Here is a 24,295-nt window from a genome sequence, read left to right as displayed (position 1 = left end):
GGGCAGAACTCCTCAGCAGGACTACTGTCCGATGCCATGGCCGATGCCGGGGAACACCAGGACGGGTTCGTCTCCTACGAGGACTTCGGGCGTCAGTTCTTCGCCACGGCAGTGACTGCCGAGCGCATCCTGGCCGGGATCGGCGGGTTGGCCGGCGAGCCCATCGAGTTCGGTCCGATCGGGGTCGGGCCGGGCCGCCTGGCCAAGGTGACGGCAACCGGCAGCATCGGGCAGCCCCTCACCTCCCCACGCGAGGGCAACCTGGTCGCCTATCGCGTGGAGCTCCCGGTCGACCTGCGGCTGAGCATCGACCTGCAGCTGGACACACACCGCTTCGACGCCCGGCTCGTCGTACCGCTGGAGCTGACCGCCCGGGCGCAGCAGGGCTGCCGCATCTTCATCGACGCCCTGGCGCCCCGGGCCGACCAGGTGCAGGTCGACCTGCGGGCCAGTGGCATGCGCGCCTCGCTCCTCCAGCGGGTGGCCGGCGTGGAGGGCGAGATCCAGCGGTTCGTCGCCACGTACGTCGCCCGCGAGCTGGAGAAGCCGGGGATTCGCGCGGCGCGGACGATCGACGTGGCCCGCGCGATCGACTCCTCCTGGAGCGCCCCGAGCGCCTGACCGATGTGACACCCACCACATTCGGTAGGGATGGGGAATGCTTGCGCGTAGGCTTTAGTTGAAAGTTCAATGAAAGGCCGGAATGGCGGAACAGCCGTTCAGCCGACACCCGCTATCAACTTTCCAGGAGCACAACGCAATGAGCATCTTCAGCCGCAGCAAGTCCACCGCCGTCGCCGAGCCCGTCTTCGACGCCGGCACCAGCGCCCTCAACGACATCTCGGGCGACTACACCATCGACGCCTCGCACACCTACATCGGCTTCCAGGCCCGCCACGCGATGGTCACCACCGTGCGCGGTGCGTTCAAGGAGTTCCAGGGCACCGCGACGATCGACGCGGCGAACCCGGCCGCCTCGAAGGCCGAGCTGACCATCGCCGTCAACAGCGTCGACACCGGCTCCGCGGACCGCGACGGCCACCTGGCCTCCGGCGACTTCTTCGACGTCGAGAAGTTCCCCACGATCACCTTCACCTCCACCAAGGTCGAGGCCGACGGTGACGACTGGGCCGTGACCGGCGACCTCACCATCAAGGACGTCACCAAGCCCGTCACCGTGCCCTTCGAGTTCGTCGGTTCCGCCCAGGACCCGTTCGGCAACGTGCGCGTCGGTTTCGAGGGCGAGATCGTCGTCAACCGCAAGGACTGGGGCCTCTCCTGGAACGCCGCGCTCGAGACCGGTGGCGTGCTCGTCTCCGAGAAGATCAAGCTCAAGTTCGACGTCTCCGCCATCAAGAACGCCTGACCTCACCCGCGGCTTCTTGACCGCACAGCCGGCCGGTCCCCCTGGGGGCCGGCCGGCTTTCGTCGTACCCGAAGAGTCGTACCCGAAGAGTCGTGCCTGAGAAGTCCTGCCCAGGGAGTCCTGCCCAGGGAGTCCTGCCTGAAAAACCAGGTGCGTGCCGGGCCACCGACCCGGACAATCGGGGCATGCCGCTTCCCGCCGGGCTCACCTCACGAGCCCTCCGTCAGGACGACGCACCAGCCGTGACCGCCGTGATGGCCGCCGAGGAGCTGGCCGACGTCGGTGAGGTCGCGATCGAGCTGGCCGACATCGTCAGCGACTGGCAGCGGCCCAGCTTCGACCTCGCCGCGTCCACGCTCGGCGTCTTCGACGGCACCAGGCTGGTCGGCTACGCCGAGCAGTCCGGCCCCGACCGCGCCGACGCCGCGGTCGAGCCGGCGTACCACGGGCGCGGCATCGGCACCGCCCTCGCCGACTGGTTGGAGCAGCACGCCCGCGACGCCGGCAGCACCGTGATCGGCATGCCCGTGCCCCAGGACTCCCCCGGCGACAGGTTCCTCGCGGCCCGCGGCTACGGGGTGCGCTGGACGTCATGGGTCCTCGAGCTGCCGGCCGGCGCCGCGATCGAACCCAGGCCACTGCCCGACGGCTTCCGGCTCCGGCTGGCGGCTCCCGACGACCTGCGTTCGGTGTGGACCGTGGTCGAGGACGCCTTCTTGGAATGGTCGGTGCGCGACCGCGAGCCCTTCGCCGACTTCGAGGCCAAGGTCGTGGGACGCCCCGGCTTCGAACCGTGGAATCTGCGCGTCGTCGTCGACGCGGACGATGCCGTGGTGGGGGTGTCCTCGGTCGTGCTCGCCGACGACTGTGGGTACGTCGACCGCCTCGCCGTCCGCAAGGATCTGCGGGGTCGGGGACTGGCCCAGGCGCTGCTTGCCGACTCCTTCGGCGCGGCCCGAGCGCACGGAGCCGCCCGCTCCGAGCTCGGCACCGACTCGCGCACCGGTGCGCTCAGTCTCTACGCGAAGGTGGGCATGACGGTGACCTCGACCTGGGTCAATCGCGCCATCGACCTGTAGCGCGGCCCCGGCATGGGATATTTGGGGCGAATCCATCCCCCTCGATGCGGTCCCGGGAGTGCCCCATGGCAGAGAAGAAGTCATCGTCCGGCAAGAAGATCGTGCGTGCCGACAAGGCAACGACCCCCAGGAGCGGTGGCTCCGGGAGCAGGGGACGGTCCAACGACACCGGTGTCGATGAGGTCGAGCCGACCTGGAAGCCCACACCCGAGGCGAAGAAGAAGGCGACCACGTTCCGACTGATCGCGGCAGCGCTGTGGGTGCTGGCGATCGCTGGCGAGCTGTTCGGCATCTTCTGGGTGCTGCGCCAGGACGACGTCAACATGGTGCTGCTGATCGCGTTGATCGTGGTGATCGGCGCGCTGGCGATGGGCGGCTCGTTCCTGTGGAAGAAGGCCAACCGGCTCGACCCGGCCTCCCGCCAGGACACCGTGCGGTTCTTCGTGCAGAACCAGCTCGGCGCGATCATCACCGTGATCGCGTTCCTGCCGCTGATCGTGATGATCTTCCTCAACGACACCATGGACAAGAAGGACAAGGCGATCGCCGGCGGCATCGGCATCGCGGTGATGGCCGTGGCGACGCTGTTCGGCATCGAGTGGGACGCGCCGTCGGTCGAGCAGTACACCGAGGAGACCAACCAGGTCGAGGACATCGTCGGGGAGAACCTCGTCTACTGGACGAAGTCCGGTGAGGTCTTCCACCTCTGCGCCGAGGCGAAGGCGGTCAACCGGGAGTCGAAGGACGGCAAGATCTATGAAGGCACCGTCGCCGAGGCCCACGAGGCCGGCAAGTCTCGATTGACCAAGCAGATCGCCCAGGAGACCAGGGAGTGTGGCTTCGACACGCCTGACACCGAGACCAGCGACGCACCCGCTTCGGACGACCCCGAGCCCTCTGGCGCCGTGGAGCCCTCACCCAGCGCAGCCGAGTAGTCCGGGCCCGTCAGGCTTGGTCGTCGACTGCCGAGAGGTCGAGCTCGCGCACCGCGGCGATGACCTGCTCCAGGGCCTCGGCCGGCAGGGCGCCGGGCTGGCTGAAGACCAGCTTGCCCTGCTTGAACGCCATCAGGGTCGGAATCGAGGAGACCCGGGCGGCGGCCGCGAGCTGCTGCTCCTGCTCGGTGTTGATGCTGCCGAAGACGATGTCGGTGTGCTGCTCGGCCGCGGCTTCGTAGATCGGCGCGAAGTTGCGACACGGACCGCACCAGGACGCCCAGAAGTCGACGAGGACGATCTCGTTGGCGGTGATGGTGGACTCGAAGTTGGCGGCACCCAGTTCGATGGCAGACATGGCATCGAGGGTAACCCGACGCCGGTCGTCGCCCGGGTCACGTTGTGCTCACCACCCCGACCCGCCATGGTGGGTACGACGCACTCGGCAGCAAAGACTGACGTGGAGGAATGCGAATGACCGTGCACACCGTGGGACACCTGATCGGCAGTCTGTCGAAGGACTCGATCAACCGTCGCCTGGCGACGGCGCTGATCAAGCTCGCACCCGACAACCTCACCTTCGAGGAGGTCGCCATCAAGGACCTGCCGCTCTACAACCGCGACCTCGACGGCGACTACCCACCCGAGGCCCGCGCCCTCAAGGACCACCTGTCGCGGGTCGACGCGATGCTGTTCGTCACCCCGGAGTACAACCGCGACATCCCCGGCGGCCTCAAGAACGCCATCGACTGGGCCAGCCGGCCCTACGGCAAGAACTCCTTCTCCCGCAAGCCCTCCGCGGTCATCGGTGCATCGATCGGCGCGATCGGCACCGCCGTCGCCCAGCAGAACCTGCGCAGCGTCCTGAGCTTCTGCGACTCGCCCCAGATGAACTCACCCGAGGCCTACATCCAGTTCACCGAGGGCCTCGTGGACGACGACGGCAACGTCACCAACGCCGAGACCGAGGAGTTCCTGCGCGGGTTCATGGCCAACTTCGGTGAGTTCATCACCAGGGTGCGTGCGGTGATCCCGCCCGAGGAGTGAGCCGGTTCACGAGTTCCTCCCACGGGCGGCGATCGCCCACTGCCGGCGTACGACGCGCGCGGCGTCCGCGTCGAGCACGGTGAACGTGTCGGCCAGGTTCACTGCGTTGCAGGCGTGGTTGGGCACCACCCGGACGCGACTTCCCAGCGCCGGCAGCGGCCCCGTCATCTCGACCACGGCATGGTGCTCGGAGAGGATCACGATCCGCGCCTCGGGGTGGTCGAGCAGGCGACCGAAGCCGGTGGCGAACGCCGACCAGTCGGCGCCGAGAGCCTTGCTGCCGGAGTCGAGGACCACCCGTCCACCGGCATGGCTGACCACGGTCGCGACACAGGTCAACGCGATCTGGTCGGGCGTGCAGCTGCCGAGCTCCCACTGCTGGGCGTCGCCGAACACATAGACGCCGGGTCGCAGCTCGGTGATCTCCGAGTCGGCACTCAGGCTGGCGGCGAGACTGGGCGTGGATCCGCCACTGACCACCGACGGCTCGATCCCGACACCACGGAGCGACGCGGCCGCGGTGGCCAGCGCCGTCGCTTCGTCGTGGGCCGCGGTCGTCGTACGGTCAGGGGCGTAGCTGTGGCCGGGAAACGTGAAGACGCCGACGACCGTGTGGCCGGCAGAGCGAGCCGCGAGCGCGACCGAGCCGGCCTCCTCGACGGGCACACCGCTGCGGTGGTGTCCGCTGTCGATCTCGACCAGCACACGTTGCGGCCCGGCCAGCGCCAGCTGGCCGGCCGCCTCGGCGGAGTCGAGACCGACACTGAGCGTGGCTCGTTCGGCGAGTGCCCGCAGGCGCGCGGCCTGGGCCTCGGTGACCCACAGCGGGTAGGCCACGAACACGTCGTCGAAACCGGCCTCGACGAAGACCTCGGCCTCCCCGATCGTGGCCACGGTGATGCCGGCGGAACCTGCCGTGGCCTGGAGCCGGGCAATCTCGACGCACTTGTGGGTCTTGACGTGCGGTCTCATCGACACCCCCCTCGAGGCGGCGAGGGCGGCGACTCGTGCGATGTTCCCTCGCATCCGCGCGGCGTCGATCTCGAGGTACGGCGTGGGCTGCTCGTCGGTTCCGGTCACAGGGCGAACCTAGACCGGAAGGGTGGCCCGAGGCTTCAGCAGGAACGCGGCGAGGTAGAGCACCGCCACCACGATCAGCAGGTTGCGGTAGCCGGTGAGCAGCGCGGAGTACTCCAGGCAGCCACCCACGATGGCGCCGAGCAGGTTCACCCCGAACGCCGCCTGGGAGTCGCCGGACACCTCGAACCGTTTCGCGAAGGCGATGTTGGCCAGGTAGATCGGCGCGAAGGCCAGCAGCACCGCCACCAGCAGTCGCGGGGTGAAGGACAGGCCGAGCAGCCAGGCGGGCTGGACCACCCAGGCGACCGCGAGCGAGATCGCGACCAGGCCGAACACCACCGGCAGCGACGGCGTGCGGAGCCTGCGGGTGGTCTCCACCGCAGCCAGCACGATCAACAGCACTCCGGCGAAGACCATCGCGTTCACGATCCAGGTGGTGCCGAACAGCAGCGCGAAGGTCGCGATGTTCTTGGTCTCCAGCAGCAGGAAGGCGGCGCCCATGAAGAACAGGTCCGCGTAGGGCCGCATCGCGCGCAACGGGCCGCCGAACGCCCGCACCAGGAGGAGCGAGATGAGCAGGATGCCGCCCAGCGCCCACAGGTAGATGGTCGGGAGCATGCCGCCGTCGTAGTAGAGGAATGGCGCGTCGTCGGTGGCTGGTTCGAGGTGCGACGACGGGAGCGCGTGGTTGTCCGGGCCGCACCTCTGGTTGCCCGGGTCCTTCGCGACGGAGACGACCGCAGTGGCCGCGCCATAGGTGTCGATGCACGGAGCGTGTCCGAAGGCCGCGGCCGCCGTACCGCCGAGCCGGTCGATCAGCCAGTCCTGCCGGTAGTAGTTGTACATCGCGAAGACGCCGTCGTCGGTGAGGTGCTCCCGGGCGGAGCGCAGCGCCTCCTCGGTGAAGAGGAACGACTCCAGCCGGATCTGCGAAGCACCGCTGACCAGGGACAGCGAGTCGGGCAGCGCGAACAGGATCAGGTCGTACTTCGCGTCGGTGCCCTCGAGGAACGCGCGGCCGTCGTTGATGTGTCGGGTCACCCGCGGGTCCTGATAGGCCCCGTCGGGGTTGTCGTCCACGCCGATCTGCACGATCCGCGGATCGATGTCGACGGCGTCCACGTGTTCGGCGCCCTTCTCGAGCGCGATCGCCACGTCGGAGCCGGAGCCGGCGCCGACGACCAGCACGTCGCGCAGCGGCGTCTCCTCGCGCCGTTCGTAGGGAGCGCCGTAGATCTCCGAGGCGCGGTTCAGCTTCCAGTCGGCCGAGGACATCGACTGGTGGGGCACCCCGTTCACGGAGATGTAGACCCGGGCGCCCGAAGGTGCGTCGACGGTCTCGGTGGTGACCTTGTAGTACGGCGACCAGGAGACGCCGGCGGTCGTGGACTCGACCACCAGCGTCGCCACGACGGCGACGCCCGCCAGCAGTGCCAGCCAACGCTGCCAGCCGCCGACCAGCACGACCAGGGCAAGACCGGCCACCGTTCCCCAGACGTACGACGGGGCCTGCAGGACGGAGAGCACGGAGAACCCGACGATCCCGCACAGCGAGCCGACCAGGTCCCAGCGGTAGGACGTGAGCGGAGGCAGCTGGGCGAAGCAGCGGCCCACCGCCTCGGCAGGTCCGGCGAGGATGGCCGCGACGACGAGGAAGACGATCGGCAGCATCAGCCAGGCCGGCGGACCGGTGGTCTTCAACGCGGTGAAGAAGATGACGTCGGCACCCTGCCGGTCGATCGACACCGGGTAGTGCCGCACCACCAGCACCAGGCCGGCGAGGAGCACCGGCGTCCACGGCAGCACGGACCAGGTCTTGCGTGAGATCAGGAAGCCGAGACCGATGCCGAGGAAGGAGCCGAGCAGCACGAAGTTCGTGAAGTAGGACAGGTGCACGATGTTGGCCCCGAGCCAGCGGATGAGGGCCAGCTCCAGGAACAGCATGAGGGCGCTGGCCAGCACGAGCCGGGGAACCGGGTGCACCGTCGCGCGGACATGGATGGGCGCGGACTCCTGGGTCCCTGTGGTGGCCATCGCTCTCCCCGGGTCGAGCCGTCAGGTGCAGCCACGTCGAGCATGGCAGAAGAGTCGCGCCTGCGGGAGCCCCCGGCCGCTGCCGGACCGTGCCTGCTATCGGGCTCGGGTGACCACTTCCCACGGCTCGATCGGGCCGGGGCGTACGACGAACAAGGGGTGGACCCGGGGCTCGGTGACCAGCAGGGCCTGGTGCCTGGTCGGTTCTCGCAACGCCACCTTGGCGAGCAGGTGCTGCCACTCGTAGGCGACCTGGCCGTCGGTGACCGGCATGCGCAGGGCCCGGTCGGCCTCGCTGACGACGCGGGTCCGGTCGAAGTGGTAGCCCCGGGCATCGGCCTCGTCGGCGATGCCGTGCAGATAGGTCGCCACCGCCACCACCGGGTCGTCGGTGGCCCGGAACCGCACCAGCTGCGGGTGGTTGCGGTAGCCCTCGGTCAGCCCCCGCAGCACCTTCTGGGCCAGCAGCGTCTCGCGCCAGCAGGCGACCAGGCCCTTCGCGTCGAGCTGCTCCGGGTGCAGTGACCAGATCCGCATCAGTCGTCGACCTTGTCTGTGCGGGAGAGCCGGTAGCGCATGAAGGCGGGTGCGGCGATGGCGGCCACGATGGTCAGCGCCACCACGAGCACGCCGCCACCCGCGGCCGCGGACGCCGTACCGGCCATGGCTGCGGCACCTCCGTGGGCGACGTCGGCGATGCGCGGCCCACCGGCGACCACCACGATGAAGACGCCCTGGAGCCGACCGCGGACCTCGTCGGAGGCGGCGCTCTGCAGCATCGACTGCCGGAACGCGGCGGACACCATGTCGGCCGCGCCACCGATCATCAGCATCGCCACCGCCGCGCCCAGCATCACGCCGCCGCTGCCGTTGGCGAACCCGACGAAGATCCCGAAGAACGCGATCGCCGACCCCCACACGAGGATCGCGATGATCACGGCCCGGCCCTGGCGCTCCACGCGCGAGACCCAGCCGGAGAACACACCACCGAGAACGGCGCCCGCCGGGATCGCCGCGAAGAGCAGGGCGAAGGCGATGCCTCCTTCGCTCGGGCCGCCGAAGTCGCTGGCCGCCATCTCGGGGAAGAGTGCGCGAGGCATGCCGAAGACCATCGCGATGATGTCGACGACGAAGCTCATCATCAGCACCGGGTGACCGCGCAGGTAGGCGAGGCCGTCGATCACCGAACGCAGGCCGGGGGCGCTGGTCACGCCCTCGATCGGCAACGGGGGCAGGGCGATCACCGCCGAGAGGGTGGCGAAGAGGGTCACCGTGTCGGCCAGGTAGAGCCAGGAGTAGCCGAGCAGCGGGATCAGCGCACCGCCCACCATCGGGCCCGCGATCGCGCCGGCCATCATCACCGTCATGTTCAGCGAGTTCGCCGCCGGCAACAACCGCATCGGCAGGATCTTGGGCAGCACCGCGCTGCGGGTCGGCTGGTTGACCGCGAAGAACGCCTGCTGCACCGAGAAGAGGCCGAGCAGCAGCCACACGTTCTGGTTGCCGACCGCGGCCTGCACGCAGAACAGCCCGCTGGTGACGATCAGGCCGATCGTCGTGCACAGCAACAGCGTGCGGCGGTCCATCGCGTCCGCGAGTGCGCCACCCCACAGCCCGAACACGACCAGCGGCACCAGGCCGAAGACGCCGGTCAGGCCGACGTACGCCGAGGAGCCGGTGATCGCGTAGATCTGGGCCGGCACGACGACCACGGTGAGCTGGGCGCCGATCACGGTGATGATGTTGGCGATCCACAGCCGCCGGAAGTGGTCGTTGCGCAGGGGCGCGGTGTCGGCGACCATTCCCCTCAGCACCGGCCCATATTTGCAGGAATCACGGCCCGGGCCCTCATCGACCTAGAATTCGGCCGTGACCAAGCCGCCCGAGGACGCCTCGCCCACGCTCGACGCGATCGACCCCGACGAGCTGGCGACCGCGGTCAAGGTGCTCAACCAGCTGCACGAGCTGCCGAGCGACCACCCTGACGTGACCACGGTCAAGCACGCGGCCTCACACATGTACAAGGCGCTCAAGCAGGCCCGTCGCCTGCGCAAGCGGGCCGCCGAGGCCGCCGCCGACCGGGCCGTCATCGAGGCCACCGCGACCGGCTCGCGGATGCGCATCGACGACGAGACCCAGGGCATCCCGCTGGTCTCGAACACCACCGGCGACTTCGCTGGCGAGCTGCTCAAGCCGCGCGGCTGCTACATCTGCAAGACCGACTACACGCTGGTCGACGCGTTCTACCACTGGCTGTGCCCCTCGTGCGCCGCGATGTCGCACGCCAAGCGCGACCAGCGCACCGATCTGACCGGCAAGCGAGCGCTGCTGACCGGCGGCCGCGCCAAGATCGGGATGTACATCGCGCTGCGGCTGCTGCGCGACGGCGCGCACACCACGATCACCACCCGCTTCCCGAAGGACGCGGTCCGCAGGTTCGCCTCGCTCGAGGACAGTGGCGAGTGGCTGCACCGGCTCAAGGTGGTCGGCATCGACCTGCGCGACCCGACCCAGGTGATCTCGCTGGCCGACGACGTCGCCGCCGACGGGCCGCTCGACATCATCATCAACAACGCCTGCCAGACCGTACGCCGCTCACCCGGCGCCTACAGCCAGCTGGTCGAGATGGAGTCCGCTGCTTTGCCGACCGATCTCGAGCTGCCCGAGATGGTCAGGTTCGACCGCATCTCCGAGGCGCACCCGGCGGCGATCGCCGGCGCACTGAGCACCGACGCGGTCGCCCACCACGAGGGCGAGTCGCTCGAGCACGCCCGGGCCGCGCACACCGCGGCGTCACTGACCTCGCTCGCCCTCTCGGCGGGCAACGCCTCCCTCGAGGCGCACCTGGCCGGCACCGCGGTCGACGCCGGCGGGCTGCTGCCCGACACGGCCACGGTGAACTCGTGGACCCAAGTCGTCGACGAGGTCGACCCGCTGGAGCTGCTCGAGGTGCAGTTCTGCAACTCGATCGCGCCGTTCCTGCTGGTCTCCCGGTTGCGTCCGGCGATGCGGGCCGCCGTCCAGGCCGGTGCCCGGAGGGCGTACGTCGTCAACGTGTCGGCGATGGAAGGCCAGTTCTCCCGCCGCTACAAGGGCGCCGGCCACCCGCACACCAACATGGCCAAGGCCGCGCTGAACATGATGACCCGCACCAGCGCGGGCGAGATGTTCGAGACCGACCAGATCCTGATGACCGCCGTCGACACCGGCTGGATCACCGACGAGCGTCCGCACCAGGACAAGCTGCGCATCGCCGCCGAGGGGTGGCACGCGCCGCTCGACCTGGTCGACGGCGCCGCCCGGGTCTACGACCCGATCGTGCTCGGCGAGTCCGGCGAGGACCTCTACGGCTGCTTCGTGAAGGACTTCAAGCCCAGCCCCTGGTGAGCTTCACCTCGAACCACGAATCCGTTCCAGCACCTGCCTTCCTCTCATCGTCCAGGGTTGTCGTCGAGGGCCTGCGGTGGTGTGCTCTGAAGGTGTCGACGTCGGTGTCACTCCCCGCCCTGGTGATCGTCGTGCTGGTCGCCGTCGGCGGGTGCGGGGCCGACCATGCCGACGACGGCCCGGCGACGGCGACCCACCCGATCCCGACGCTGACCGCGCCGACGCCGCCGCCACCGGGCCCGCCGTCGGGTCGCCTGGTCGCCAACGTGCGACAGCACTCCCGCGATGCCGCCGTCGGCCAGTTCCAGGTGTGGATCCTCAACGACCGGGCCCGGGACTACACCCCCACCTCGATCCACTACCGCGACCCGCGGCTGCGGGTGACCGTCGAAGGCGACCGGATGCGCACCATCCCGGCCCGCTCCGAACGCGGCTACTCCTTCGACCTCCCCGAGCCGGACTGCACGCATCGCTCGGGCTCGGGCACGGTGGTGGTGCACCGACGCGGCGACGTGGACACGCTGCGGGTCGCCGACGTGAACGACACCATCGAGCAGTACGTCGCCCAGCGCTGCCTCGAGCTCGCCGTGAACCGGATCGCCGACCTCAGGTTCACCGACGTGGAGGTCGACGGTTCCGGGACGGGCACGTCCGCGACGCTGGTGATGGAGGCCCACCCGACCGGACGGAACGGCTGGTTCGTGCTGGATGCCGTGAACGGCACTCCCGTGATCGCGCCCTCGGGCTCCGCCGTGTGGCACCCCCGCACCCGCGTCGACGGCACCGGTTCTCCGCAGCGCATCGAGCTGCCGGCGATCCCGGCCCGCTGTGACTCGCACGCGTTCCAGGAGTCAGGTGGCGCCACGGCGTTCCGGCTGCACCTGCGCGTCGGGGGGCACCGTGGCGAGGTCATCCTGCGCATGTCTCCCCGGGTCGCCGAACAGACGATCACGTGGGCCCTGACGTCCTGCGGCCTCGAGTGAGGGCGTCGTACGCCGGCCCTGAGCGGCACCGTCCGGAGATGTACAAGAACTCTTGTTGAATCACGGAGACGCTCCTAGCGTCCTCGGCATGACCTCCATCGAGACCCTGCGCGCCGTCTACCACCCCACGCGGCGGCGCATCATCGACTACCTGGGCATCCACGAAGCGAGCCAGGTCACCGAGCTGGCCGCCGCCCTGGACGAGCAGGTCGGCAGCATCAGCCACCACCTCCGCATGCTGGAGCGCGTCGGCATGGTCGAACGGGCCCCCGAGCTGGCCACCGACGGCCGCACCAGCTGGTGGCGGGCCTCGGCGGACAGCTCCTTCTCGTGGTCGGTCGAGGAGTTCGACGACAGGCCGGCCGACCGCATGCAGGCCAAGGCCGCCGAGAAGCTGAACATCGACCACCAGTTCGGCAAGCTGGTTGCCTGGAAGCGCCGGGCCGACCGCGCGGCGACCGAGTGGCGCACTGCCGCGTTCAGCTCGAGCACCACCACGCAGGCCACCGCCGCCGAGCTCGACCACCTCCAGGAGCTGCTGAACGCGACGACACGCGACTGGATCGCTGCGATCGACGGTGACGACGGCCAGCAGCGCGAACCGGTCTTCGTCTTCACCCACGGCTTCCCCTCCCAACCATGAGCACCGCCGTCGCCGCACGCGAGGCGCCCGCGTTCGCGCGCGATCGCCTGGTCCAGCTGTGGATCCTGATGAAGTCGCTCTCCGACGCCGGCGACGCGATCTGGACCATCGCCCTGGCCTGGACTGCCGTCCAGGTCGCCAGCCCCGCGACGGCCGGACTCGTGGTGGCCGCGGGCACCATCCCCCGCGCCGTCGTGCTGCTGGTCGGCGGCGTCGTGGCCGACCGGTACGACGCCCGGCGGGTGATGGTCGTCGCCAACACGGTGCGGGTCGTGGTGCTGGTCGCCGCCGCCGTGTGGGTGACCACCACCGGGCCCTCCGTCCTGATGCTGCTGCTCGTCGCCATCGCGTTCGGCATCACCGATGCGGTCCACGAACCGGCGGCGTCCACGATCGGGCGACAGCTGGTCCGGCCGGCTGACCTGCCCGCGTTCGGTGGCCTCGCTCAGCTCGGCAACCGGCTGGGCACGATGATCGGGGCAGCGATCGGGGGCTTCCTCGTCGCCAACGCCGGCATCGAGGGCAGCGCGTCGGTCGACGCGCTCACCTTCGTCGGCATCATCGCCTTCCTCGCGATCTGGCTGCGCCCGCGCCACCCGCTCGACCGCGCCGATGCGGAACCGGTGCTGCGCAGCATCCGCGGCGGATTCACCCACCTGCGTCGTACGCCGGTCACACGGTTGCTCGTGCTCGCACTCTCGGGGCTCAACCTCGCGGTCACCCCGGCCCTGGGTCTCGGCATCCCGCTGCGTGCCTCGTCCGAGGGATGGGGCGCCCAGTCGGTCGGCCTCCTCGAGGCCCTGGTCGGCCTCGGTGCCGCGGTCGGCGCCCTGTCGATGCTGCGCTGGAAGGCACGGTTCCCGGCGCGCACCGGATTCGGCTGCCTGGTCGCACAGGGCGTCGCCATCCCGGCGCTCGGACTCGGCCCGTGGTGGCTCAGCTCCCTTGCCTGCTTGACGATCGGCGTCACTGCCGGGGTCGCCTCGGCCCTGCTCGGCGCGGTCTTCATGACCACGGTCGACGGCGCCCACCTCGGCCGGATGGTCTCGATCCAGAAGCTGGGCGACGACGTGTTCATGCCGGTTGCGATGGTCTCCTTCGGAGCGTTGGCCGGGCTGACGTCGGTGACCGTCGCGTTGTGCGCGTTCGGCACCGCGATGGCTCTGCTGATGCTCTGGCCGCTGAACAACCGCATGCTGATGTCGCTGCGGCTCGGCGAGGCATGACGGGTTCTCCGAATTCGCCGTCACGGGCCCCGTGGCCCACCTAGGATTCGCTGCGACGGAGGCATCCCTGGGAGTGAGCGGAACGATGACGGCAATGGCCACCGAGCTGGGGGGTGAACGTGCCGGCCGCGAATGAACTCTCCGAAGACCGACCGGGAGCACTGCCCACACCGAGTCGGTCGCTCCGGGTGCTGGTCGCGCTCTTGGCCGCCTTCGCCGTCCTGGCCACGACCCGAGCGGGATTCGCCCTTGCACGGTCGGACTGGGCGGGCGTCCTTTCCGCCACGTGTCAGGCAGGAGCCGCGGCGTCACTCGTCGTCGTCCTCTGGCGCCTGTGGAACGCCAGGTCGGCGACGGCAGCACCACTTCTGACGGCGGCCGCGTTCACGCTGGGATGGCTCATTCTCCAGACGCTCGACTGGTTCTGATCAACCAGCGCACGAGAGCACGTGCCTGAAGACCGGCGTACCGAAAATTCTGGTTCGCGGGTCGCCGCGCCCCGGCGCATGCGAACGTGAGTCATGCACGTGAAGCTCGCTGCCCTGGTCACCGCTCTGGTTGCGGCTCTCGTCGTCACGCCTGTGCTCGTCACGCCACCCGCGGCCGAGGCCGGGGTCTCCGCCCCTCCGACGGCCGCACCGACGCACACCCTGCGCATCGAGGGCACCGGTGTCGCGACGTACCCCGTCTTCTCGCCCGCCGTGCCCCGCTACGGGATCACGAGCACCGAGGCGAGCACGGGCACCGTCACGGTGACCGCGAAGACGAGCGACAGCCGGGGGAAGGTCTTCATCGACGGCCGGTTGGCGCCGAACGGCACCCGCACCGTCACCGGTCTCGAGCCCAACGACGAGGTCTCGGTGATCTTCAAGGACGCCGGTGGCACCAAGGCGCACTCCGCGATCTATCTCCCACCCGGGTTCCCCACGCTCGAACGCACGACCCCACCGAACGCTGCGGTGAGTGAGGGCCAGGTGCTCATGACGTTGTCGAGGTTCACCGAGGGTGCCACCAGCTTCGAGACGGCCGTCGACCGCAACGGCGTCCCGGCGCTCGCCCACGAGGAGAGCTCATCGCTCGACTTCAAGCGACAGCCGAACGGCACCCTCTCGGCCTCCCGTGAGTCCGGCACCAGCCCCGGCCGCAGCGGCGGTGCCGTGGTGGAGCTCGGCGAAGACCTGACGCCGCTGCGCACTCACGAGACACTGGGTCTGACCAACACCGACGGCCATGATTCGATCCTGGCTGCCGACGGAAGCTCCTTCCTCATCGCCTACGAGCCGAACCGGACCTCCGGCAACCTCGACGCGGTCATCCAGGGCATCGACCCCGAGGGCCGGGTCACGTTCACCTGGAACTCCGCCGAACACGTCGACATCCCCCACGAGACCGTCCTTCACGACCGAGCCGACTACGCCCACATCAACTCGATCGCGGTCACGGCCGACGGCAACCTGCTCGCCTCGTTCCGGCACTTCAGCGCCGTCTTCAAGATCGCTCTCAGGAGCGAGGACGGCCACCAACAGGGTGACGTCCTGTGGCGACTGGGCGGGCACAGGAGCGACTTCGACTTCGCGGCCGATCCCCACTACGGCCCGTGTGCCCAGCACTCCGCCAGCGAGCTGCCCAACGGCCACATCCTCATCTTCGACAACGGCTCCTACGGCGGAGTCTTCGGCACCTTCTGCATCGATCCGGCCGACCCCGCGGGCCCGGAGGTCACTCGTGCGTTCACCCGGATCACCGAGTACGCGATCGACGAGTCCACCTGGACTGCGACCCTGGTCTCCTCCTTCACCGAGGACGAGCGAAAGGCACTCTTCGCGGGCAACGTCGAGCAGCTCGCCGACGGCCACCGCATCATCGGATGGGCCTCGTCGCGTGCCGTCATGGCGACCGAGCTCGCCCCCGGCGGCGCCAAGCTCTGGGAGCTGCGCGACACGAACCCGACCGAGAACGACCGCCTGTTCACCTATCGCGCCCACGTCACCACCATCGAGGACGTCACCGCCCCGGAGGTGAGACTGCCGGTCACCGCCAGCGCCACGTTCCACCGCGGGCAGGTGGTCAGGCCGCGGTTCAGCTGCACCGACCGCGGCGGCTCGAGCCTGCGCGCGTGCGTCACCACCGGCATCGTCGCCGACCGTCTCGACACCTCGCGCACCGGTCGCCACACGGTCAGGGTCACCGCCACCGACGGTGCCGGCAACACGAGCACGCAGTCGCGCACCTACGTGGTCGAACCCGCTCACCGACCCGATGCCATGCTCCGCGCCACGGCGGCCCGGACGGTCGTCGGCAACGACATCTACGGCTCACCCACCCGGCAGACGATCACCCGGTCGATCCGTCGCGGACGGTCCGACGTGACCGTCGTACGCATTGACAACGACGGGATGCTGAGCGACCGGTTCCGGGTCAGCGGCACGAGCGGCAGCAGGAGGTTCCTGGTCGCCTACTTCACCGGTGGGAGGAACGTGACTGCCCGCGTCGTGGCCGGCACCCTCCGCACTCCGCGGGTCGCCGCCGGAGGGCACTGGACGATGACGGTGAGGGTCACCCGCACGTCGCGGGCGCGCCGGGGAGACGTCAGGACCGTCACCGTGCGAGCCCACTCCGGCGCGGAGGCGCTGCGTGACGCAGTGGCCGTGCGCAACCGGGCACGCTGAGCCACGAGTCCCGCCGAACGAGAGTCGACCCCCGCTCGCGGGTCAGAGGCTGCAACGGTGAGCCGTCCACGGAAGAAGTGAGGACGTGCGAGATGACCCTGCGGCAACGCCTGCTGCTGCCCGTGCTGCTGCAACTCGCCGCCGTCGGACCGATCGTGAGCAGCGTCGGCGCACCGTTGGTCCCGCTGATCGCGCGAGAGGAGGGCGTCTCCCTCGACACCGCCCAGTGGTCGCTCACCGCCACCCTGCTGATGGGTGCGGTCGCCACCGTCGTGGTGGGTCGCCTGGCCAGCGGTCGTCGACGGAGGCCCACGATCCTGGTCGTGGTCGCCCTGGTCTGCCTCGGCTCCGCGCTGGCCGCACTGCCTCTCCGCTTCGGTTTCCTTCTGGCCGGTCGCACCCTGCAGGGCATCGGCTTCTGCGTCTACCCGTTGGCGCTCTCGTTGGTGCGCGAGCACCTCCCGCCCGAGCGACACCGCAACTGGATGGCGCTGCTCTCCCTGACCACCGTGACCGGCACCGGCCTGGGCTTCCCCATCGCCGCCCTCGCCGCGCAGTGGGCCGGGCTGGCCGGCGCGTTCTGGCTGACCTTCGCGCTCAGCCTCTCCGCGTTGGTGTTCTCCGTGGTCGCCGTGCCCGGATCCGGTCGGGCCGACACACAACCCCGGGTGGACTGGCCGGGTGCGGTGCTGATCGCGTCAAGCACGTTCGGCCTGCTGCTGGTGCTGAGCCGGGGCTACCGGTGGGGCTGGACCTCGACGCCGGCCCTGGGCACCTTGTCCCTCTCGCTGGTGGCGCTGGTCGGTTGCGTGTGGTGGCTGCTGCGCGCCGAGGACCCGGTCGTCGACCTGCGCGTCGCGGGCCGCCCCGGCGTGTTCGGCGCCAACCTGATCGCCGTGGTCGCCGGAGCGGGCATGTATGTGTGCCTCTCGCTCGGGATGGTGCTCGTGCAGGCCGACCCCGCCAGCGGCTTCGGGCTCGGCCATTCCGTGAGCATGAGCGGGCTCGCGATGGTGCCGTTCGCCGTCGCCAGCGTGCTGGCCAACCGGCTGTCGCTGCGCCTGGCCCCGATCATCGGCCCCGACATGCTGCTGCCCCTGGGCTGTGTGGCCTTCCTGGTCGGCAACCTGGTGCTGGCCACCGCACACGCCCACCTGTGGCAGGCCTTCGTGGCCATGGCGCTCACCGGGATCGGCAGCGGGCTCTCGTTCTCCGCGATGCCGTGGTTGATGGTGCGCTTCATCCCCGAGTCGGAGACCAGCAGCGCGCTGAGCTTCAACCAGGTCCTGCGCTACCTGGGCTTCTCCGCCGGCAGCGCCCTGTCCCTCACCGTCGTCGGCATGTACGACGGCCGCACCGGCAGTGCCCCCGGCGACGGATACGCCGCCGCCGCCGGACTGGCCGTGCTCCTGTGCGCCGTCGGGGCCGGCACCTCGTCGGTGATGGCCTGGCGGATGCGATCGCGGGAGGCCGGCAACGGATCCAGTCCCAACCTCCGGGAAGTGGGTCGTCGCCTGACGCCGTCTGCACCTACCGTGACGGCACCATGCGAACCAAGCGCCCCCGGAACGACTTCGCCCACCTGCTCTCCCCCGGCCGGATCGGGCACCTGACCCTGCCCAACCGGGTGGTGATGCCGGCGATGGACATGAACGTGTGCCACGACGGTGTGATCGACGAGCAGGACATCGCCCACTACGCGGCCCGCGCTGCCGGGGGCACCGGCATGGTGATCACCTCCGCCTCCGCCGTGGCGTTCCCCGTCGGAGCGACCAGCCTCAAGGAGCCCGGCCTCTCCGACGACAGGTTCATCCCCGGGCTGCGGGCGCTCGCCGACGCGGTGCACCGGGCCGGTTCGTTGCTCTGCGTGCAGGCGACCCACCACGGCAAGGTGGCCCGCATCGACGTCGCCCAGGGCCGGCCGATGCTGGTGCCGTCGACGCCGATCGTCGACCGCGATCTCGAGGCCCTGCGTGACAACACCGCCGAGGAGCTCACCAGGATGGCTGCGGTGTCCGGGGGGATGAAGAGCACCTACCGTGAGGCCACCGAGGAGGACCTCGCCTGGGTGATCGACCAGTTCGCCCAGGCCGCCCGCCGGATCATGGAGGCCGGTGCCGACGCCATCGAGGTGCACTGCGCCCACGGCTACCTGCTCGGGGGATTCCTCAGCCGCGCCGACAACCGGCGTACCGACCGGTGGGGCGGCTCGCTCGAGAACCGCGCCCGCCTGGTCTGCGAGACGATCAAGGCGGTCCGGGCCGAGGTGGGCGACCGCCTCGCCATCCTGGTCCGCGTGGCCGGGCAGGAGTTCGGCGAGGAGGGCTCGCTGACCACCGAGGAGACCGTCCGCGCCGCGCGCCTGATGGAGGCCGCCGGCGCCGACGCCATCCACGTCACCGCCTGGGGTCGCAACGCCTTCCGTGACTTCACCAAGGGCCCCCTGCCCAACCAGGTGGCCGCCTACCGCGACTACGCCCGCCAGGTGAAGGCCGCCGTCGGCATCCCCGTGATCGCGGTCGGCCGCATGCTCCCCGAGGTCGCCGAGGACACGCTCGCCTCCGGCGACGCCGACTTCGTCGCGATGGGGCGGCAACTGCTGGCCGATCCCGACCTGGTCAACAAGATCCGCGCCGGACGCCGGGAGTCCGTGCGCCCCTGCATCAACTGCTACGTCTGCGTGGAGCAGAACTTCTGGGACGACACCCCCGTGTGCGCGGTGAACCCGGCGCTCGCCGACGAGGGCAAGGCGGTCCTGCTGCAGGTGACCTCACCACGCCATGTCGTCGTGGTCGGCGGTGGGCCCGCCGGCATGGAGACGGCGCGGGTCTCCCGCGAACGCGGCCACCGGGTCACCCTGGTCGAGGCCGGCGACCGCCTCGGCGGGTCGGCCTGGTTCTCCCAGCTGACCACGCCCGCCAACGGTCCGCTGCTGGACTGGCAGAAGCACGAGCTGGAACGACTCGGCGTCGTGGTGCTCCTCGGCCACCGGGCCACCCCGGAGTCACTCGCCGACCTCCGGGCTGACGCGGTCGTGGTCGCCACCGGCGCCCACCGCGGGCTCCCGCCCGTGCCGGGCGCGGCCCTGCCGCACGTGCAGACCGGCGACACGCTCCGCGCGCTGCTCACCGGCGCCGACGGCGCGGTCGGCGCAACCCGGACCATGCGATGGGCGGCACGTGCCGGCCGCATCACCGGACTCACCCGCAACCCGAAGCTGATCGCCCGCGCCACCCGCACGATCCTGCCGGTCGGCAAGCACGTGGTCGTGATCGGCGGCTCCCTGGTCGGCCTCGAGCTCGCCGAGTTCATGGCCGAGCGCGGCAAGTCGGTCACCGTGCTCGAGTCCGGGCCACAGCTCGGGCTACCGATGGCGATGCCACGCCGCTGGGAGGCGGTCCGCCAGACCGGCCAGCACGGCGTGACGCTGCTCCGCAACGCCGTCGTGGAGGAGATCACCCCCAGCACGGTCCGCTACCGACACCAGGACGGCGTTGCCGCCGCGCCCGCCGACCTGGTCGTGGTCGCCTCCGAGGTCGAGGCAGCGGCCCCGCTGGCCAAGCAGCTGGCCGACCGGGGCATCCCGGTCGACGTCGTCGGCGACGCCTCGGACGTCGGCTACATCCAGGGCGCGATCCACTCGGCCTGGCGGGTCGCCAACACCCTCTGACCGACCGGCGGCCGCACCCCAGTGCTACTCGGCGAGATCGGGCAGGTCGGCGCGCAGCTTCTCGAGGCGGGTACGCAGCAGGTCGACGCGATGGGCGTTGCCGTGCAGGCCGACGTACCGCGCCCCGAAGACGGCCAGCAGTGCGTCGTCGAGACGGCGTACGGCGCCGGCTGGGTACTTGTAGCCCATCCGCGCATCGATCGAGGTGGTGTCGATCGAGACCAGCAGCCCGGCCAGCTCGTCGAGCGAGGTGATGCCCAGCTCGAGCAGCAGCCCGGAGATCCAGGCGTAGTGGTCGGTGCGGGACCAGCCGACGTCGGCGTACTGCGTGTTGAGGAAGGTCGCCAGCTCCTTGGCGTCGATGCGCGGGTCCTCCTCGTCGGCCTCGGCGCGCTCCTCGGTGACGGTGGCGCGCAGGACGTCGCGGATGCGGGAGAACTCCTTGTCGGCCAGCTCCAGCAGGCCCGCGGCCAAGGTGAAACGACGGTCGAGGTCGGGGGCGTGCTCCTCGGGGATCTTGCCCTTGTAGCGGATGTCGTGCTCGAACTCGGCCCACGCGTGCTGGAGGACGGTGCGGACCTGGACGGAGGCGCTGTTGCCGTTCAGCTCACTGGTGTCGTCATCGCGCACGGTCACCAGCACGTGACGGCTGGAGTAGCCGAACCGGCCCTCGTTGGCGGTCTCCTGGCCGAGGTCGCGGTCGTCGAGGATGACCAGCTCGTCGCCGAGCACGTCGGCCACGGCCGCGACGTCCGCGTGCACGTAGGTGATCACCCGCACTCCGATGGTGTCGGTGATCTCGGTCAGCGGATCCTCGCCCTCGGTCAGCCGCTCGGCCTTCGCGGCATAGGAGGCGACCGACTTCGTGCGCCCGGTGACGCTGAGGTAGTTGATGCCGGCGTCGTCGAGCATGTGGGTGATCAGGTCGACGTACCGCTCGGTGACCGGTTGCAGTCCGGGCTGCGCGTCTGCGTACTTCTGCACGGCAGCAGCGACTGCTGACGTGGCGCGACGACGCCGGGGCTTCCTGGACATGCCTCACAGACTGCCAGAACCGGCGGCTCCGTGTGGACTTCAGGCCGGATCCGGGTCGGTTCAGTCGGCGATCCCCCGCACCCGGGACGCCCGACCGTGCAGGGCGGTGAGCAGGGTGGCGAAGGCGGTGTCCTCCTTCTGCCCACGCGTGAAGCTGGTCAGGTTCATCAGCGGCTTCATCCGTTGACGGGTCGTGGCGTGGGTGTAGGTGAACTCCTTGAGCCCGTCCTCCCCGTGGATGCGGCCGAAGCCGGAGTCACCGACGCCGCCGAACGGCAGGGACGGCACGCCGGCGAACGCGATCACCGAGTTGACCGACGTCATCCCCGAGCGCAGTCTCTGGGCCAGCTCGGCGCCACGGGTCTTGCTGAACACCGCGCCGCCGAGGCCGTACTTGCCGCCGTTGGCCAGCTCGACGGCCTCGTCCATGTCCTTGACCCGGGTCACGGTCACCGTCGGCCCGAAGGTCTCCTCGGTGATCGCGAGGGAGTCCTCGGGCACGTCGACGAGGATGGTCGGCTGGATGAACCGGTCGCCGACCGCGTCGGCGCCGCCGATCACCGCACGACCCCCACGGGCCAGCGCGTCCTCGATGTGGCTGCGCACCACGCCGACCTGGCTCTCCATCGTCATCGGGCCGAGCTGCCCACCGACTCCGGCTCGTACGCCGTCCGCGGCCTTGGTCAGCTCGGTGAGGAACCCGTCGTAGACCTTGTCGTGGACATAGATCCGCTCGACACCGACACAGGTCTGGCCGGCGTTGGAGAAGGCGCCCCACGCGGCCGCATCCGCAGCGGCGGCGAGGTCAACGTCCTGGTCGACGAGGAGCGCGTCCTTGCCGCCGGCCTCGATCACGACCGGAATCAGGTTCTCCGCGCAGGTCGCCATCACCTTCTTGCCGGTCGCCGCCGAACCCGTGAAGGCCAGCTTGTCGATGTCGGCCCGGCACAGCGCGGTGCCGGTCGGACCGATCCCGTGCACGCAGGTGAGCAGGCTCTGGTCGGGCAGCACCTCGCTGAGACTGTCGGCCAGCCACTGGCCGACGCCGGGCGTATGCTCGCTGGGCTTGAAGACGACCGCGTTGCCGGCCGCGAGGGCGTAGACGATCGAGCCCATCGGCGTGAAGACCGGGTAGTTCCACGGCCCGATCACCCCGACGACGCCGAGCGGCTTGTACTCCAGCTCGGCGACCTGGTTGGCCATCAGCAGACCGGCGTTCACCGTGCGGCGACCGAGCACCTTCTTCGCGTGACCGGCGGCCCAGGCCAGGTGGTCGATGGCCAGCCCGATCTCGAGGGTCGCGTCGGCGTGCGGCTTGCCGGTCTCCTCGTGCACGACCTGCGCCAGCTGCGCCATGCGCCGGGTGATCACCCCGCGCCACTGGGCCAGGACCTCCTTGCGGCCGTCGTACCCGATGGAGACCCACCACGGGGTCAACGCGCGGGCTCGCTGCACGGCGGCTGCGATCGAGTCGGCGTCGTCGATCGGGTAGGTGCCGACCACGTCTCCGGTGATCGGGTTGAGGGACTCGAGCTTCTCGGTCATCACTTCTCCTTCGAGGTGGCCCGGCCGCGGATCAGGTCCGCTGCCTTCTCGGCGATCATGATCGTGGGGGCGTTGGTGTTGCCACGGGGCACCATCGGCATCACGCTGGCGTCGATGACCCGGAGCCCCTCGACGCCGCGGACCCGCAGCTCGGGGTCGACCACGGAGCGCTCGTCATCGCCCATCGCGCAGGTGCCGACCGGGTGGAAGAGCGTCTGGCTGTAGCCGCGGATGTGCTCCACCAGCTGGGTCTCGTCAGGGTCGCTCATCGCCGGCATCGACGGGCCGGCGATGAATCCGGCCAGCGGTCCCGTGCGTGCGGTCTCGATCAGGCGTCGGGCGCCCGCGACCATGGCGTCGAGGTCGGCCTGGTCGTCGAAGTAGTTCGGGTCGATCTCGGGGTGCCAGTGCGGGTTGGTCGACCGCAGCCGGATCTGGCCACGGCTGAGCACGTTGACCAGGGTCGGGGCCAGCGTCACGCTGCGAGTGGTCGACTCGTGCAGCCCGTTGTCCCAGAACGCACTCGGCGCGATGTGTGCCTGCAGGTCGGGGGCGGCGAGGTCGTCACGGCTCTTCCAGAAGCCGCCACCCTCGCCGACGTTGGAGACCAGCGGTCCGGTTCCGGTGGCCTTGGCCCGGGCGAAGTTGGCGAGGTTGTTGTGGTCGGCCAGGTCGGTGGTGCCGCGGGTGTGGAAGATCAGTGGCGTGACGGGATGGTCGTGCAGGTTCTGCCCCACCATCGCCAGGTCGACGGCCACCTCGACACCGACCTCGCGCAGGTGGGCCGCCGGGCCGACACCGGAGAGCATCAGGAGCTGGGGGGAGTTGATGGCGCCACCGCACACCAGCACCTCCCCGTCGGCGTACGCCGTCTGCGGCCCACCGGGGCCGAGGTAGGCGACGCCCTTGGCTCGGCCACCCTCGATGACGACACGCTCCGCGAGCACGCCGGTGCGGATGGTGAGGTTGGGCCGGGCTGCTGCCGGGTCGAGGTAGCCGCGCGCGGTCGACCACCGACGCCCCTTGTGCTGGGTCACCTGGTAGAGGCCGGCGCCCTCCTGGTCGACGCCGTTGAAGTCGTCGGTCGGCTTGAAGCCACTGGCCACGGCCGACTCGACCCAGGCCTCCGTCAGCGGGTGTGTGTAGCGCCGGTCCTCGACGTGCAACGGCCCGTCCTGCCCGTGCAGCGGCCCGCCGAGGCGGGTGTTGCGCTCGGCCTTGACGAAGTAGGGCAGCACGTCGTCGTGCCCCCAGCCGGTCGCCCCGTAGTCGTCACGCCAGGTGTCGTAGTCGGCCCGGTTACCGCGGATGTAGATCATCGCGTTCATCGACGAGCAGCCGCCGAGCGCCTTCATCCGTGGCCAGTCGGTACGACGACCGTTGAGCTGCTTCTGCTCGGCGGTGCGGTAGTTCCAGTCCCAGCGGGTCTTGATCAGCGTCGCGAAGGCAGCCGGGATCGCGATCTCGTCGGCGTCTGCCGGGGGCCCCGCCTCGAGCAGGAGGACCGTGGTGCCCGAGTCCTCGGTGAGTCGGTTGGCGAGCACGGCGCCGGCACTGCCCGCGCCGACGATGAGGTAGTCGAAGGTCTCCACTCTC

General features: G+C 70.1%; 20 protein-coding genes. 12 read left to right on the top strand and 8 right to left on the bottom strand.

Annotation, left to right across the window (positions count from 1 at the left end; all coding sequences use genetic code 11):
* Positions 1-36 precede the first annotated feature (36 nt).
* The 4 genes from NJ4_RS14130 to NJ4_RS14115 all read left to right on the top strand — a co-directional run bounded on the left by NJ4_RS14130 (position 37) and on the right by NJ4_RS14115 (position 3,380).
* Positions 37-621 (top strand): hypothetical protein, encoded by a 585-nt coding sequence (locus tag NJ4_RS14130; RefSeq protein ID WP_067436260.1) that lies wholly within the window; start codon positions 37-39, stop codon positions 619-621.
* A gap of 139 nt (positions 622-760) precedes the next feature.
* Positions 761-1,366: a YceI family protein gene (locus NJ4_RS14125; protein WP_067436258.1), complete on the top strand. Its 606-nt coding sequence runs from the start codon at positions 761-763 to the stop codon at positions 1,364-1,366.
* A 185-nt stretch (positions 1,367-1,551) separates the two neighbouring features.
* Complete coding sequence (locus tag NJ4_RS14120) at positions 1,552-2,445, top strand: GNAT family N-acetyltransferase (protein WP_067436256.1); 894 nt, start codon at positions 1,552-1,554, stop codon at positions 2,443-2,445.
* 65 nt (positions 2,446-2,510) lie between these two features.
* Positions 2,511-3,380 (top strand): ABC-2 transporter permease, encoded by an 870-nt coding sequence (locus NJ4_RS14115; protein WP_067436253.1) that lies wholly within the window; start codon positions 2,511-2,513, stop codon positions 3,378-3,380.
* A 10-nt stretch (positions 3,381-3,390) separates the two neighbouring features.
* Here the strand turns inward: NJ4_RS14115 and trxA are convergent, their stop codons facing one another.
* Complete coding sequence (gene trxA / locus NJ4_RS14110) at positions 3,391-3,738, bottom strand: thioredoxin (RefSeq protein WP_067436250.1); 348 nt, start codon at positions 3,736-3,738, stop codon at positions 3,391-3,393.
* Positions 3,739-3,854: 116 nt separating this feature from the next.
* Here trxA and NJ4_RS14105 point away from each other — a divergent pair, with 116 nt between their 5' ends.
* The gene (locus NJ4_RS14105) at positions 3,855-4,427 is read left to right on the top strand and encodes an NADPH-dependent FMN reductase (RefSeq protein ID WP_067436247.1); all 573 of its coding nucleotides are present in this window, start codon (positions 3,855-3,857) and stop codon (positions 4,425-4,427) included.
* Between the two features lie 6 nt (positions 4,428-4,433).
* Here the strand turns inward: NJ4_RS14105 and NJ4_RS14100 are convergent, their stop codons facing one another.
* From NJ4_RS14100 to NJ4_RS14085, 4 genes are all read right to left on the bottom strand, one after another.
* A complete protein-coding gene (locus tag NJ4_RS14100) occupies positions 4,434-5,507 on the bottom strand; it encodes an alanine racemase (RefSeq protein ID WP_067436246.1) in 1,074 nt (357 codons plus the stop codon).
* A 9-nt stretch (positions 5,508-5,516) separates the two neighbouring features.
* Positions 5,517-7,541 carry a spermine/spermidine synthase domain-containing protein gene (locus NJ4_RS14095; protein ID WP_067436245.1) on the bottom strand — a complete coding sequence of 675 codons (2,025 nt, stop codon included), beginning with the start codon at positions 7,539-7,541 and terminating at the stop codon, positions 5,517-5,519.
* Between the two features lie 96 nt (positions 7,542-7,637).
* The gene (locus tag NJ4_RS14090; protein WP_067436241.1) at positions 7,638-8,078 is read right to left on the bottom strand and encodes a pyrimidine dimer DNA glycosylase/endonuclease V; all 441 of its coding nucleotides are present in this window, start codon (positions 8,076-8,078) and stop codon (positions 7,638-7,640) included.
* Positions 8,078-9,355 carry an MFS transporter gene (locus NJ4_RS14085; protein WP_245644571.1) on the bottom strand — a complete coding sequence of 426 codons (1,278 nt, stop codon included), beginning with the start codon at positions 9,353-9,355 and terminating at the stop codon, positions 8,078-8,080. The genes NJ4_RS14090 and NJ4_RS14085 overlap by 1 nt, the downstream gene beginning before the upstream one ends.
* Before the next feature lie 55 nt (positions 9,356-9,410).
* On the opposite strand from NJ4_RS14085, the gene NJ4_RS14080 reads away from it, so the two are divergent.
* The 7 genes from NJ4_RS14080 (at position 9,411) to NJ4_RS14045 (ending at position 20,119) form a co-directional block, all read left to right on the top strand.
* Positions 9,411-10,928 (top strand): SDR family NAD(P)-dependent oxidoreductase, encoded by a 1,518-nt coding sequence (locus NJ4_RS14080; protein ID WP_067436234.1) that lies wholly within the window; start codon positions 9,411-9,413, stop codon positions 10,926-10,928.
* A 104-nt stretch (positions 10,929-11,032) separates the two neighbouring features.
* Positions 11,033-11,911: a hypothetical protein gene (locus NJ4_RS14075; RefSeq protein ID WP_157551134.1), complete on the top strand. Its 879-nt coding sequence runs from the start codon at positions 11,033-11,035 to the stop codon at positions 11,909-11,911.
* A gap of 52 nt (positions 11,912-11,963) precedes the next feature.
* Entirely contained in the window at positions 11,964-12,554 is a 591-nt protein-coding gene (locus tag NJ4_RS14070; protein ID WP_456093717.1) for an ArsR/SmtB family transcription factor, read from the top strand.
* Entirely contained in the window at positions 12,551-13,780 is a 1,230-nt protein-coding gene (locus tag NJ4_RS14065) for an MFS transporter (protein ID WP_067436225.1), read from the top strand. The genes NJ4_RS14070 and NJ4_RS14065 overlap by 4 nt, the downstream gene beginning before the upstream one ends.
* A 521-nt stretch (positions 13,781-14,301) precedes the next feature.
* Complete coding sequence (locus tag NJ4_RS14055; RefSeq protein WP_067436219.1) at positions 14,302-16,449, top strand: aryl-sulfate sulfotransferase; 2,148 nt, start codon at positions 14,302-14,304, stop codon at positions 16,447-16,449.
* Positions 16,450-16,541: 92 nt separating this feature from the next.
* Positions 16,542-18,062 carry an MFS transporter gene (locus NJ4_RS14050; protein ID WP_067436216.1) on the top strand — a complete coding sequence of 507 codons (1,521 nt, stop codon included), beginning with the start codon at positions 16,542-16,544 and terminating at the stop codon, positions 18,060-18,062.
* Complete coding sequence (locus NJ4_RS14045) at positions 17,996-20,119, top strand: oxidoreductase (protein ID WP_067436213.1); 2,124 nt, start codon at positions 17,996-17,998, stop codon at positions 20,117-20,119. Before NJ4_RS14050 ends, NJ4_RS14045 begins: the two co-directional genes overlap by 67 nt.
* Before the next feature lie 24 nt (positions 20,120-20,143).
* Here NJ4_RS14045 and NJ4_RS14040 read toward each other — a convergent pair whose 3' ends face one another.
* Genes NJ4_RS14040 through NJ4_RS14030 form a run of 3 tightly spaced genes read right to left on the bottom strand, consistent with a single transcriptional unit; the run spans position 20,144 to position 24,291 of the window.
* Positions 20,144-21,154, bottom strand: coding sequence for a GTP pyrophosphokinase (locus NJ4_RS14040; protein WP_067436209.1), 1,011 nt, complete (start codon positions 21,152-21,154; stop codon positions 20,144-20,146).
* A 60-nt stretch (positions 21,155-21,214) separates the two neighbouring features.
* Complete coding sequence (locus NJ4_RS14035; protein ID WP_067436206.1) at positions 21,215-22,699, bottom strand: aldehyde dehydrogenase family protein; 1,485 nt, start codon at positions 22,697-22,699, stop codon at positions 21,215-21,217.
* A complete protein-coding gene (locus tag NJ4_RS14030; RefSeq protein ID WP_067436203.1) occupies positions 22,699-24,291 on the bottom strand; it encodes a GMC family oxidoreductase in 1,593 nt (530 codons plus the stop codon). Before NJ4_RS14030 ends, NJ4_RS14035 begins: the two co-directional genes overlap by 1 nt.
* Between the last annotated feature and the right edge of the window lie 4 nt (positions 24,292-24,295).

It is taken from the genome of Nocardioides jensenii JCM 1364 = NBRC 14755 (genome assembly GCF_001552535.1).
Lineage (GTDB): Bacteria > Actinomycetota > Actinomycetes > Propionibacteriales > Nocardioidaceae > Nocardioides > Nocardioides jensenii.
The sequence above is the reverse complement of the archived record's forward strand: the minus strand, read 5'-3'. Positions and strand labels throughout refer to the sequence as shown.